Here is a 13,323-nt window from a genome sequence, read left to right as displayed (position 1 = left end):
GAGATAAATCTCCTTCAAAGAAAATGGTTCACGTCAGGGCGTCTGCCCCATGTACGGTTTCAGATACGAGGTGATGGCTTCGGTGAAAGCCTGCTCGGCCCAGGTGACCGTATGGTGCTCCGGGTCCAGGAACCAGCGCAGGTAGATGCCGTGAAAAATGGCGGAAATGGTCCGGGCGGTCTTATCCGTATCATGGTCGGTAAACAGGCCCTGATTGACGCCCTCGTCAAGGGCCTGTTTTTTGACGGCCACCCATTCGTTGATCCAGGTGCTGAACAACAGGCGGTAATCCTCGTTGTGGGCGGCCAGGGACATGAAATCGAAAATGATGCGATGGGCGCTTTGAACGTCTTCGGTCTCACGGATAAAAAGGGGCAGACCGAAACCCAGAATTTTGTCCATGGGCCCCGGGCTTTTTTCGATGCCGTCCTTGAACAGGGTCAGAATCTGTCCGTAATAGGATTTGAAGGCTTCTTTGAACAAATCGTCCTTGGAGGCGAAATAATGGGCGAGGCCCCCTTTGGACAGGTTGGCCTCCCTGGCGATATCGGCCATGGTCACCTGGGCGTAACCGGATCGTCCGATGATGGTGATGGCGGCCGAAAGAATCTGGGCACGCCGAATGGCTTCCAGTTCCGGAATGGGGGGCATGGGCCTCTCCCTTCACATTTGGGGTAAGCATGTGGTCCATTCCGATTCCCAAAAAAGGTCCGGAATGAATGACAACGGTGTTTTTTTAATATCTGGTGTGACGAAACGACATAAGACGTGAAACGTGATGGCCGGTGCAAACCGACCGGCCGGATTGTAAACCGACCGTTTAAAATGTCACTATCAGGTTTGATTTGTTCCGTCAACAGGGAAATGGATATTATCCTTCCTGGGTATCCCCTAATATTGACAATAATAAAAGAAGGTTGAGCTGTTTGCCGATTGATGGTAAAAGCGATTAAACTTAATGTGACAAACGTATAATTCTGATGGGCACGCTGCGCTTTGCCCATCCTACGTACGACACAAAGGTAGGATGGGCAAAGCAACGCGTGCCCATCATCTGATATAACGAAATTTATCGTTACGTTAACGACATTGGCTTTTAAAAACGCGGATGACGCCATGGTGAAACAGCATTACAGAATCCTTCTGGTCGACGACGAGCCCCTGATTCTTCAGAATACGGCTCGGCTTCTCGAACAGGAGGGCTATGTCGTGGATCGGGCGGAGAGCGGGGAACGGGCCATCGAACGCCTACAGGCAAGCGAGTTCGATCTGGTGCTGACCGACCTCCGGATGCTGAAAATCGACGGTCTGGACGTTCTGGTCGCCGCCAAGGCCATGCATCCGGACATCATGGTGATCATCATCACCGGTCACGCCGATATGAAAAGCGCCATGAACGCCGTCAAATTAGGCGCCGATGATTTCATGCTCAAGCCCGCCGAAAGCGAAGAGATCTATTTCCGGGTCAAACGCTGCCTGGAAAACAAGGAACTTCGGAAAAAAGTCAGCCAGAGAACCTTGGAACTCGAACAGCTGAACAACCGGCTCTCCCGGGATATCGCCGAACGGGAGCAGACCGAACGCCGGCTTCAGGCCATCAATCAGGAACTTAACGAGTCTCTGACCAAATTGAAATACGCCCAGGACAAGCTGATCCAGCAGGAAAAGCTCGCTTCTCTGGGCGGCCTGGTGTCCGGCGTGGTTCATGAGATCAACACCCCCATCGGCATCGGCATCACGGCGTCGACCTTCATCATGGATCAGGTCAAAAAGCTGGAAGCCCGGCTGGCTGCGGGAACGCTGGACCAGGAAAGGCTCTCGAAATTCCTGAAAACGGTGTATGACGGGTCGACCATGATCAGCAAGAACCTGGGCCGGGCCGGGGATCTGGTCGGCAATTTCAAGCAGGTTTCCGTGGATCAGGCCAGTGAAAAGCCCAGGAAGATCATCGTGGACGAGTATATCCGTGAAGTGCTGTCAAGCCTCAGCGTGGAATACAAACAGGCGGGAAGGCGGATCGAGGTGAACTGTCCGCCGGATCTGATCTTTGACAGCCGCCCCGGCGCCCTGGCCCAGATCATCACCAATTTCGTGATGAATGCCAACACCCATGCGTTCGAGTCCATGGAGCAGGGCACCATCGTGTTCGATGTCAAAACCGAGGGGGAGGTTCTTGTGCTCAGCTGCACGGATAACGGCAAGGGCATGGACGAGGACACCGTCCGGCAGATTTTCGATCCGTTTTTCACCACCCGGCGCGAGCAGGGCGGCAGCGGCCTTGGCCTTTTTGTGGTCTACAATCTGGTCACCCAGGCCCTCAACGGCAGCATCGACTGTGAAAGCAAACCGGGCTCAGGCACCACCTTCATTATCCGCGTGCCCCTCTGCAGTTAGTCGTGATCATTCGGAAAAACGCTTCCGATAAAACATCCCGACATATCCCCCAAACCCGAGCCGCCCTCCAGGCTGCTTTTCCCTTCGTCCGGGCTCCGGACGATCACGGCGTCCTCCTTGAACAGATCGAAGGTCGAATTGTCGTCAAGCAGTACCGAAACACCCACGTTGTAGGTGCCGATGCCGGTGTAGTGATGGGTGATGACCTCATCGGGGTCGGTGGTGATCTTGATGGTGCCGGCACCGACGGAGCCGTAGTTGAGGGTGCTTCGGTAATCGAAGTACCAGGTGGCCTTGTAGATGCTGTTTTGGATCAGAGGGTCCGCCGTGATGGTGAAGACGGCCAGAAGATCGCCCACCCCGGTGGAGGGGGTGACGGCAAAATCCAGCGGGTTTTCAGACAGGACCCGGACGGTGACCGAGGACTGCTCGACACCCGCGTCGGTTCCCCCGTAGAGGCTGACCGTATCGGGCGAACCGACGGACGCCACATACCAGGGTTTGTCCTTATAGGGGGCATCGGTGAAGAGAATCAGGTGATGCCGGAGCAAAAGATCCGTGATCTGTGAGGTGAGGGTCACGCCGGATTCGATGACGGCGGTGACACGGGTGTCGTCCCACACCAGATGGGGCAGGCATCCGGGGCCGCCGTCTTCGATGTTGACCGAATAACCGTTGAGGGCCGATCCCGGTGTTGCCGCCGCGAACAGGCTCTGGGTGTAGGTCAGGACATCCGGCCGCTGTTCCTGCCGGACCGTAAGGGTGCCGACGGGGGGCAGGGCGGGGCGGATGATGGAAAGGTCCGTGGTGTAGACCCCCGGCTGTTCGTACGTGTGGACGGCCGTGTAATAGTCGTCGATGGCGGTGTCCGTGTTGACATAGAGGTTGCTGTCGTCCCGGCCCCCGGCAAAGACCGCCACGTTGCTGTAGATCTCGCGCCCTCTTACCCAGACGGCGTCGGGATTGTCGGCCGCGGCCGCGGCCACCCATTCGTGGGTTTCAAGGGCCCGGGCGATCTCCCGGTGGGTGGAAAAACCCGAGTCGATCCACACGGTGACGGTGGGGGCCCGGCCCCCTGTGAGGGCGGCGGCGGCCACCTCTTCCCCGAAGGTTTCGAACCAGAGGGCAGCGGGATCATCGGGAACGGCGGTATCGATCAGGTCAAGGGATTCGAGCAGGGCCGCCACCTCTGCGCAGGTGGTGACGCCGGCCACGGCCTTGACGATGATTTCGGTCTTGTGATGGTAGACCGCAGGCACGGCCAGGGTGGCCGTTTCCTGGACGTGGATGTTGGTTCCGTTGGCCGCGCTGCCGGGAACGGCGGTGACAAGGAGCCTGCCCCCCACATCGGCCTGGGCCGCAGCGGCCTGGGCGGTTTCAAGATAGACGGATTGGGTATCGTTGTCGTTTTGCACCCTGATGCGGTGTCCGTTGATGGTGCTGTCCGAAACAGCCGTCACCAGAATGGCGTAATCCAGATCCGCCGTGGGAGCCACGGGCGTTGAGGTCACATCGTTGAAATCCCATTCCCAGCGGTTGACCTCACCGGGGGAAATGTCCGTGAATTCGATTTCGCCGGGGGCAATGGAGATCATGGGGTAGGCACTGACCCCGTTGGTCCTGATGCCTTCGGTATAATAGTACACGCTGCCGTCTTCGCCGCAGGCGTAGGCGTGATTGAAATCGGCCGCCCAGACGCTGTTGAGGCTGGTGGTGGTGCCGCTGACCGTGGCGTACCACTGGTTGCCCGAGTTGCCGTCAAAGTAAATGGCCGTTCCCGTATTGCCCACCGCATGAACCATGGACGAGGCGGTATCACCCCAGACCCCCCACAGCGCGGGAATCTGCCCCTGCTTGAGGGCGGGCATTCCCATGGCCGTCCAGCTTCCGTTGGCGTACCGGTAGATGATGCCCCGTGAGTTGGAGTTGTTGAATCCCGCGGCAAACACCTGGTTTGCGTCTTTTGCCCAGACCCGGAGAAAATAAAGGCTGCTGGACTCGGTGGCCACCAGGTTCCAGTCCCCGCCGGACAGGTTCTTGTGCAGAATCAGACCCCGAAGGCCCACGGCATACACGTCATCGGGGCCGGCCATGGCGATTTCGTTGATTTCCGGAATCCGGTCGGTGTAGGTGGTGCCCGAAAGATCCCCGTTGCCCACCTCGCCGGTCCACTGACCGCTGAGGGCGTCAAGGCTCAGAACAACGCCGGTGTTGACATCGACGGTGGTTTCTCCCACACTCTGCCGAATGACCTTCCATCCGGAGAAAAACATGCTGTCCGGAGCGGTGCCGCAGATACCGACGATCACCTGGGGGACGTATTTATCGTCCAGCGTGCCGTCAAGGGGGATGTCGGTCCAGGATGTCCCGTCAAAGCGCATCACAAAAGGTTCGGCTTCGTAAAAGGTCGTGGCCCAGGGCGCACCGGTGCTCAGATAAACGGTTTTCACCGTCATGCCGGTGATAAAAACGTTGTCCGCCGAGGTTCCGCCCATGCCGTAGGGTAGGCGGGTCAGGGGGTAGGTTTCCGGAGCGGTCAGGGTCGTGTTGATGCTGTAGTTCCCGAACACCGTGTCGGTGATTTCCTCAAACTCCGCCTGTTCCTTATGATAGATGTGCCCCGTGAACCCGATCACATAGACGTTGTCGTTTGAGGTTCCCCAGACGGTATCCAGAGATTCGCGGTTGCCGGGAATGCTGATTTTTTCCCAGGCAGCCTGGGCGCAGGGGGAAAAGGAAAGGATGACGACCAGGAAAAGCAGGGCGGCCGGACGGCAGGCCGAAAAACCGTGTTTCATGAAAAACCTCTTGATGTAAGCATGTTTTGTTCTTTAAATCATGAACCGACCGTAAAAACAATAAAAAATTACAACCCGTTAAAAAACGTCCTGTCGGGGTTTGCGGGCATGGAAGGTGGTGACCGGTCCCTTTGCCAAACGGGTTTCAAGAACGGTCAGGGGGGCCGATGCCAGGGTCAGGGCCACGTAACCGGGCATCCGGGAGGAGGAACGTTCGGCGGCGGTTTTTTTCCGGCGCAGGACGTTTTGAAGCGACAGGGACCAGGCCGGAGGATCGCCGGTGTCGATGAGGGTCGCCGATGTGAAGGCGCTTCGCTCGAAGGTTGTGCGAAGGGTGTCTTTCGTGAAAAGAATCAGGTGATAGGGCAGGTGCAAAAGAGCCCAGTACCTGCCGAACAGTGTGAAGCTGGGGCAGTCCAGGTTTTCCGTTTCACCGATCAACAGGCCGCCGGGCTTGAGAATCCGATAAATACCGTCAAGAAGCCCCACGGGGTCGGGCACATGCTCGATCACATGGTTGATGCGGACCACATCGAGGCTGGTGTCCGGATAATCCGACGGGTCGAAGGTGCCGGCCGAAACGGTGAGGCCGAAGAGGCTTCGGGCCTTTTCAGCTGCTGAGGCCGAGGGTTCGACGCCCCGCACATCAAGCCCTAAGCGGTCCCTGAGCACGGCAAGTTTTTCACCGGCCCCGCAGCCGATGTCCAGAAGCGTCATGCCCTGTCGAACCCCCAGCCGTTTGAGCAGACGGACGGTCCGCTGCATGTAGATGCCCATGAGAAACCCCCGGAACCCTTCCGGCTGGGGATTATAATGAATGTATTCATCGGGGTAAAAGGAAAGGGCCTCGATGACGGACGGCATGGGGGACTGCTGAACCAGGCCGCAGGCAGGGCACTGCATCAGTCGTCCGGTCCAGGGCAGGCCGTATTCCACTTCCCTTAAATTCGACAGAAACGACAGGCTTACCGGGCTGCCGCAGACCGCGCAGGGCGGGTATTCCCCCGTGAAAAAGGTCTGGTGGTCGACGGGGAGGCGGTCAAAGGAGCCCTTGACCCAGCGATCGATATAATCGGGATTTTCCGCCGGGGGGCAGTGGTCGGGGAATCCGTGGAACAGGGGATGCCGCCGGCCTCTGTCCAGAATGATCGACAGGGGTTCCTTGCCGATGTTGCCGAAGGAAATCTGGAAAAAGGTGCAGGGCTGGACATCGCCGTAGGCGTTGATGTGCAGGCGCTCGGAAAAGGCCGGGCATCCGTAGTTCATCAGGTTGTTTTCAAGGTCGATGTAAAGATAGGGGTTGTCCCGTGAAATGGCCCTCAGCCTGCGGCTGTCGTCGGGTCTTAGCAGCATGCGCCGGTTGTCGGCCCACCTTCCCTGGGGCACGGCGAAATTCAGGCCGATTTTCACCGTGTGGGTGTTTGAAAACCGGATGATGTCCCGGATTTCATGGCCGGCCAGGGAGTCGTGGGAGGCCAGCCAGGTAAAAAACACGTCCATGCCGTGGCGCCGGACCATGTGAAGCTGTTTTTTCTTGACGGCGAGAACCTCGGACCAGTTGCCGGTTTCGTGAAAGGTGTCGAAGCTGATCTGCACGTTGTCCACACCCATGGCCTTGAGTTCCCGGCACACGGCATCGGAAAGAAGGACGCCGTTGGTCTGGACCTGATAGAGCATGGAGCGTTTGCCGACCCGTTCGATGATGCGGGCCAGCCGTTTCCGGAACAGAAGGATTTCACCCCCGGTGAAGGTCACGTAGAATCCCCCGGCCTTTTTCAGCTGACCGATGGCGTCGATGATCCGTTCATCGTCCAGTTCCGGCCGGTTTGGGTCATGCTGGGACGCCACGTTGCAATGGGGGCAGGACAGGTTGCAGGTGTAGCTGACGGCGATGTCCATGCCCCGGACCACGGGTCGGCCCAGGATTTTTTTAATGAAAAAAATGAAGGCTCTGAGCAGCATCAACGGTTTGTCCGCCGCAGCATGGATCACAAACGACAGATTGTTCCGGAATTTGGGTGACGGGACGGGCGATGGAAAACCATATTTACCAAATGGGAAAAACATGGAAAAATCTATATACAGAGTGCTTTTTTTATGTCAAGCAGATTCGGGTTGATCACGAAAGGGAGTTTTTTTGGCTTTTCTTGTTTTTGTTCAGAAGGATGTCTTTGCCAAACCCGGCGTCATGGCCCTGTCGGCCGCGGCGAAACGGGCCGGGCACCGGTGCGGGCTGGTGGTGGCGGATCTGGAGGCTGATCCGGCCGGGGCCGTGCTTGGCCGTAATCCGGATGTGATCGCCTTTTCCGTCACCACCGGGGAAGTGCCGTTTATGACCTCTTTAATCGAAACCCTCCGGCCCCGGTTTTCGGGAAAGATCATCGCCGGGGGCGTGCATCCGACCTTTTATCCGGAGATTCTTGAGTCCTGCGGCCTGGATGCCGTCTGTGTCGGGGAAGGGGACAGGGCCCTGTGTGCCTATCTGGACGCCCTTTCCCGGGGCGGGGATGGCCGGGAGGTTTTGAATTTCCATGTGAAAACTCAAAAAGGGCTCATCCGGCAGCCCCTGCGCCCCCTGATCGGCGACCTGGACCGTTTGCCCGATGCGGACCGGCGCCTCTACCCGGATGCCTATTCTCTTTACCGCAAGAAGAACCATGATCTTCTCTACCACCGTGTGGTCATGACCGGCCGGGGCTGTCCGGGGGCCTGCGCCTTCTGTTTTAACCCGCAGTACAACGCCTTGTATCAGGGAAAAGGAACGGTTGTCCGGCGGCGGTCCGCGGCGCGGATCATCGCCGAGGTGAAGGCTCTCACCGCCTGTGGCAAAACCCTTTTTGTTACCTTTGACGACGACAGTTTCACCCTGGCCCCCCGATCATGGCTCGATAATTTCTGCCGGGCTTACGGCCGGGAGATCGGCCTGCCGTTCAAAATCAATTCCGTGGCTGGGGCGCTGTCGGAAAAACGGGTCCGGATGCTGAAACAGGCCGGGTGCCATGCAGTGAAAATCGGTCTTGAAAGCGGAAACGAAACGCTTCGGACCGGTCTTCTGAGCAAAAAGGTCTCCAATCAAAGCCTGATCCGCGCCGCCGATCGTCTCAGGCAACACGGCATCCTTCTTCAGACCTTCAACATGGTGGGCCTTCCCGGTGAGACCCTGGATCAGGCCCTTGAAACCTATGCGCTGAACCGCCGTCTCCGGCCTGCTTTTCTCTGGTGCAGCCTGCTCAATCCCTATCCGGGCACGGCGATTCACCGGCACTGCCTGGACACCGGCCGCCTTAAATCCCAAAGCCACAACTCCTGTGAGCCCTATTCCTATTTCAACCAAAGTCCCCTTGACCCGGCCCCCGAGCTGGTCCGGCTCCAGAAGCGGATGTTCGCCTTCCTTTTGCTCCGGCTGCCGACCCGTCTGGTCCGGCACCTGATCCGGATTCCCGCAGGGCCCCTTGACCGCTTTGTGTTCGGCCTGACCATGGTGGTGGGGCTTGCGCAGATCAATCGGCTTTCCCTTGCCCGGACCCTTGGGTTTGCCTGGCGCTATCTGTCGAGGTACGGCGATGAGGAATGATTCGAAAAAAAATATCCTTTTGATGTACCCACCGGGCCGGGCCTTCCAGCGCGGTGAGGACCGCTGCCAGGGGAACATCGAGGATTCCGCCGCCACCAGCATCAGGGCCTGCAACGACCTGGGCTATGTGGCTGCCGGGCTTTCCCATCTGCCGTACCGGGTGATGATCCGGGATTATCCGGCCGAAAAAGGGCGCCTCGCTCACCTGCTCAAAGACCTTGATGCTTTTCGTCCCGACCTGGTGTTCATCAGCATCACCCATGCCACGATTTTTGACGATCTGGACACGGTGGCTCTGATTCGGACAAAGCGGCCCACGTGCACCGTGATTCTCAAAGGCGCGTTGTTTTTCGATGCCGATCCGGATCTGCTCGCCCGGCTGGACCTGTCCCATGTCGATTACCTGATCGGCGGAGAATGTGAATTCGTGGCCGCCCGGCTGATCCGCCGGCATGTCCGGGGCCTGCCCTGCGACGACCTGTCCGGCATTTTGTACAAACAGGCCGGCCGGTGGGTGAAAACCGATATGTCGCGCTTTGAAGAAAACCTCGACATGCTCCGTTTCCCGGCCCGGCATCTGATGCCCAACACCCGTTACAAAAGGCCCGATACCGGCGAGCCCCAGGCCACCATCTCCGTGGCCCGGGGCTGTCCTTCAGGCTGCATCTACTGCCTGACCCCCGTCATTTCCGGGAAAAAGCTTCGGAAGCGCAGTCCGGACAATGTCCTTGCCGAAATGCGGGAGTGTTTTCACCGTTACGGCATCCGTCAGTTTTTTCTGAAATCGGATACCTTCACCCTGGACGCCGTCTGGGTGAAGGCGCTTTGCGATAAACTTATCCGCTCCGAACTCCACGGGCACATCGGCTGGGTGGCCAATTCCAGGACCCGGCCCCTTGACCTTGAAACCCTTGTCGCCATGAAACAGGCCGGATGCCGGCTGGTGGCCTTCGGCTTTGAATCGGGCAGCGACACGTCCCTCAAGCGCATGGGCAAGGGAGCCACAACGGCCGACAGCCGTCGGGCCGTTCGGCTTGCCCGTGAGGCGGGGCTCCTGATTTTCGGATTCTACATGGCAGGCTTCCCCTGGGAAGACAGGCGTCATCTTGAAGCGACCCGCCGCCTGATTTTCGACCTCGACGCCGACTTCATCGAAATCCACATTCCCATACCCTATGCAAGAACCACCCTGGCCCGTCTGTGCGCCCGTGACGGTCTGAAACCCTTCGATACCCTGGGCCGCGACTATTTCGCACGCCCCGCAACCGGCACCCGCCGGCTGACCCGGGCCCAGTTAAAGCGGTTCCGCAAACGTGTTCTGTTTACCTATTACGCCCGTCCCGCCTACATCGCCGCACGCGTGAGGGACACCCTGGATAATCCCGTGTGTCTGTGGAACTACGGCCGATACGCCCTGCGCCTGCTGGTGAATCTGATCCGGTGATCGACGCACAGGGCCATCTCATGTCTGCGCCCGGTTGATTGCGTTTTTACCTGAAGGGGCCATCGCCTGGACCTGCACGTGGCGTGACACAGTCTGAGGCCGTGCCTATACCCCTGTCATGGTCTTGTTTTCTCTGTGTCCTGGTGTCTTCGTGAGCTTCGTGGTCAAACCATTCAACCAGCCGGTCGCTGCGCTCCCTGAAGAACACAAAGAGTACGAAGGAAACAGGTTTGTCACAGCCCGGCACCGACATCGTAAACGTGATCGTGCGCGTGACCGTAAACGTGAACGGCTGTTTTAATGAACAGGCATGCGATGGCCTTGGATCGACGCATCCGGCCTATTGACTTCCCGTTGAACTTGAGTCATAGAAATCCTGTGCGTCGGGACGTGCGCGTTCGCTGCCCGCATTATTCAATCGAAAAGGAGAGTTCAGATGAGACGGTTCGTTCTCGCCGGTATGGTGTGGCTTGTTGTATCCCTGTTTGCCCTGGCCGCCCAGGCCGAGGATTATATCGATCTGGGCATCGAACGGACGGATGTGTTCACCTCCGGAAGCGGCGGGTCGACGGACCTGACCACCATCAAGCCCATCTCCCTCGTCTGTACCGTCCGGAACCACAGCGCGATCGCCCTTGACGGGTTCACGCTTACCCCGAGTATCGACACGTATTATGAAGGGACGCTCCTTGGTCCCGCAACCGGAGCGTTTTATTTCCAGCCCAACTACATCAACAACGCCCCGTATACGTCGCTTTCCATCGATCTGAACGGCACCATTCAATTCAGGGCCGATATCACGCGGCCCAGGGCGGGTCATTACCGCTGCGTGGTCCGTTTCACCCTGGGGGGCGCCATCGCAGGTCAGGACGCCGACGGCGCCAACAATCAGACCGTGGTGGAGTTCGATGTGCGGGAAGAGACGCCGCCCAGTCCGGATCTTGCCGTCGTCAATGTCCGCCTGACCCGGACCACAGGCCGTTTTCAGGTCGCCTATGACGTGAAAAACGTGGGGACCGATCCCGCCTCAAGTGTGTTTGCCATGGAGGCCAGATTGTTTGTGGGTATGGGGCCGACCACGATCATGGTTCGGGAGGACACGATCCGTGCGGCCGGTCAGCCCATACTTCCGGGAGAATCCGTTTCCATGGGGCCCGTTGACGTACGCGATTCGCGAGATCCCAACGCGCCCCTGCCCGACGGGTCGTATCGCATCGCGATCTTTACGACCCAGGGGTGCAGTTACGATGCCGATATCTACAACAATAGCGTGGAAACCACCTACGACCTTTCGGGCGCGGGCAGTCCGGCTGAAACGTCCATCGATCTGGGTATCGAGCGGACAGATGTGTCCGCTTCAGGAAGCGGGGGATCGACGGACCTGACCACCATCAAAACCATCGCCCTGGTCTGTACCGTCCGGAACTACAGCACCATCGCCATAGACGGGTTCACGCTCACCCCCAGCATCGAGACCTATCATGAGGGCACCCTCCTTGGTCCCACAACCGGTGCCTTTTATTTTCAGCCCAACTACATCAACAACGCCCCGAATACGTCGCTTTCCATCGATCTGAACGGAACCGTTCAATTCAGGGCCAACATCACGCGGCCTAAAGCGGGCCATTACCGCTGCGTGGTCCGTTTCACCCTGGGGGGCGCCATCGCAGGTCAGGACGCCGACAGCGCCAACAATCAGGCCGTGGTAGAGTTTGACGTGCGCGAGGAAACTCCGCCCGCGCCGGACCTTGCCGTCGACCATGTCCGGATCATCAAATCCGGGGAACGTTTTCAGGTTGCCTATCAGGTAAAAAATAACGGAGTCGATCCCGCCGTCAGTGTGTTTGCCATGGCTGCGAAAATTTTTGTGGGCAAGGGACCGACCACGATCATGGTTCGTGAGGATACCATCCGCCAGGCTTCTTCGCCCATCGCTTTCGGTGAAGTCGTTTCGATGGGGCCCTTTGACGTTCGTGATTCCCGGAGTCCGGGTGCCCCGTTGACCGACGGCATATACAAAGTCGCGGTCTTTACGACCCAGGGATGCAATTATGATACGAATATTTATAACAATCGCGTTGAAATGGACTACAATTTCTGGCCGGGCGGCGGCGACTACGCCATCGACGGAGTACCGGCAAGCTGTCGGCCGGGGTCGACGCTCTCCGTCTCATACCGCTGCGCCTGGCTCAGGTCCGATCTTTCCCTGGGGCTTTTCAAGGGAGGCCTCGTCGGGTCTGATTCAGCGCTGAACGTCAAGGCCTTGTCCGGTCCCACGGGAACCCTGTCCTTCAAGGTGCCTGACCACCCGAGTCGATGTCTGTTTGCCATCGTGGATGGAACGGGCCAACCCCTTGCGTCGAGCACGGTGGTGCGGGTGGAATGGGACATGGCGGACTCGGAGGCATCTTCGGCAAAAATCAAACCTTCGAGGCCATGGGAAAAAGGCCCTGAGATCGTGCGGAACGAGGCCTTGAACCGGACCGGCATGTCGAGAGACGCAGACCGCTCCGTCTCGGTTCCGTCTGCCGTAAACCGCGCCGTGTCCGTGGGTCAGGCACGGACCATTCAGGGTTCAAAGGCCGCGTCCGTGAAAGAGCCGTCCAAAAAAGCGGCGATGCTGAAAAAGCGATCGGCCGCGATCGACACCCTTGACGAGGACCATGAAACCAACGATGCCCCCTGCGACGCTCAGCCGGTGTTCAGTGTCCTTGACGGCTATGACATGGAGGATTGTGTGACGCGCCATGGCGAGGCCGTGATCCGCGTCGATGGGTCCGTCGACTCCGATCGTAATATACGGCACCACGGTAAAATCACTCTGATCCGCTATTCCTGGCCCGGGGAAGCCGGACCGTCACCCGGCGAGCGTCAGGTCAGAGACATGGCAAAAGGTGAAGCCAAGACCATCGGCGCGACGCTTTTGGCCGATCGGCCGGGTTACACGGTGTTTTTATGGGAAGACGCCGGGCGCACAGTGTATGTCGTCCTTGAAACGGACCCCGACGGCCGGAGCCTTCGCATCATGGAAGTGGAACCGGACGGCGGGCCGTGACCGGTTCATGGTCGGATGCAGAGTTGACATGATGACTAAAGAAGTGTCACCCATGCGC

Annotated in this window: 7 protein-coding genes; 4 read left to right on the top strand and 3 right to left on the bottom strand. The window is 58.6% G+C overall.

Annotated elements, in window-relative coordinates; all coding sequences use genetic code 11:
• Positions 1-33: 33 nt before the first annotated feature.
• The gene (locus tag ACYQ11_RS02345) at positions 34-651 is read right to left on the bottom strand and encodes a TetR/AcrR family transcriptional regulator (protein WP_459922128.1); all 618 of its coding nucleotides are present in this window, start codon (positions 649-651) and stop codon (positions 34-36) included.
• 465 nt (positions 652-1,116) lie between these two features.
• On the opposite strand from ACYQ11_RS02345, the gene ACYQ11_RS02340 reads away from it, so the two are divergent.
• Entirely contained in the window at positions 1,117-2,394 is a 1,278-nt protein-coding gene (locus ACYQ11_RS02340; protein ID WP_459922127.1) for a sensor histidine kinase, read from the top strand.
• On the opposite strand, the gene ACYQ11_RS02335 is transcribed toward ACYQ11_RS02340, so the two are convergent.
• Positions 2,391-5,192: a WD40/YVTN/BNR-like repeat-containing protein gene (locus tag ACYQ11_RS02335; protein WP_459922126.1), complete on the bottom strand. Its 2,802-nt coding sequence runs from the start codon at positions 5,190-5,192 to the stop codon at positions 2,391-2,393. The genes ACYQ11_RS02340 and ACYQ11_RS02335 overlap by 4 nt on opposite strands.
• A 78-nt stretch (positions 5,193-5,270) precedes the next feature.
• The gene (locus ACYQ11_RS02330; RefSeq protein ID WP_459922125.1) at positions 5,271-7,154 is read right to left on the bottom strand and encodes a methyltransferase domain-containing protein; all 1,884 of its coding nucleotides are present in this window, start codon (positions 7,152-7,154) and stop codon (positions 5,271-5,273) included.
• Positions 7,155-7,329: 175 nt separating this feature from the next.
• Here ACYQ11_RS02330 and ACYQ11_RS02325 point away from each other — a divergent pair, with 175 nt between their 5' ends.
• The 3 genes from ACYQ11_RS02325 to ACYQ11_RS02315 all read left to right on the top strand — a co-directional run bounded on the left by ACYQ11_RS02325 (position 7,330) and on the right by ACYQ11_RS02315 (position 13,265).
• Positions 7,330-8,766, top strand: a complete 1,437-nt coding sequence (locus tag ACYQ11_RS02325; RefSeq protein ID WP_459922124.1) for a B12-binding domain-containing radical SAM protein — start codon at positions 7,330-7,332, stop codon at positions 8,764-8,766.
• Positions 8,756-10,210, top strand: coding sequence for a B12-binding domain-containing radical SAM protein (locus tag ACYQ11_RS02320; RefSeq protein WP_459922123.1), 1,455 nt, complete (start codon positions 8,756-8,758; stop codon positions 10,208-10,210). The genes ACYQ11_RS02325 and ACYQ11_RS02320 overlap by 11 nt, the downstream gene beginning before the upstream one ends.
• A gap of 436 nt (positions 10,211-10,646) precedes the next feature.
• On the top strand, positions 10,647-13,265 hold the full coding sequence (locus ACYQ11_RS02315) for a hypothetical protein (protein WP_459922122.1): 2,619 nt from the start codon (positions 10,647-10,649) through the stop codon (positions 13,263-13,265).
• Positions 13,266-13,323 lie beyond the last annotated feature (58 nt).

This window comes from Desulfatiferula olefinivorans (assembly GCF_054657895.1).
The sequence above is the reverse complement of the archived record's forward strand: the minus strand, read 5'-3'. Positions and strand labels throughout refer to the sequence as shown.

What these genes read in the sequence shown, in the direction of transcription:
- ACYQ11_RS02335 (WP_459922126.1), bottom strand. Translation starts at nt 5,192, where the DNA reads ATGAAACACGGTTTTTCGGCCTGCCGTCCGGCCGCCCTGCTTTTCCTG.
- ACYQ11_RS02320 (WP_459922123.1), top strand. Translation starts at nt 8,756, where the DNA reads ATGAGGAATGATTCGAAAAAAAATATCCTTTTGATGTACCCACCGGGC.
- ACYQ11_RS02345 (WP_459922128.1), bottom strand. Translation starts at nt 651, where the DNA reads ATGCCCCCCATTCCGGAACTGGAAGCCATTCGGCGTGCCCAGATTCTT.
- ACYQ11_RS02315 (WP_459922122.1), top strand. Translation starts at nt 10,647, where the DNA reads ATGAGACGGTTCGTTCTCGCCGGTATGGTGTGGCTTGTTGTATCCCTG.
- ACYQ11_RS02340 (WP_459922127.1), top strand. Translation starts at nt 1,117, where the DNA reads ATGGTGAAACAGCATTACAGAATCCTTCTGGTCGACGACGAGCCCCTG.
- ACYQ11_RS02330 (WP_459922125.1), bottom strand. Translation starts at nt 7,154, where the DNA reads ATGCTGCTCAGAGCCTTCATTTTTTTCATTAAAAAAATCCTGGGCCGA.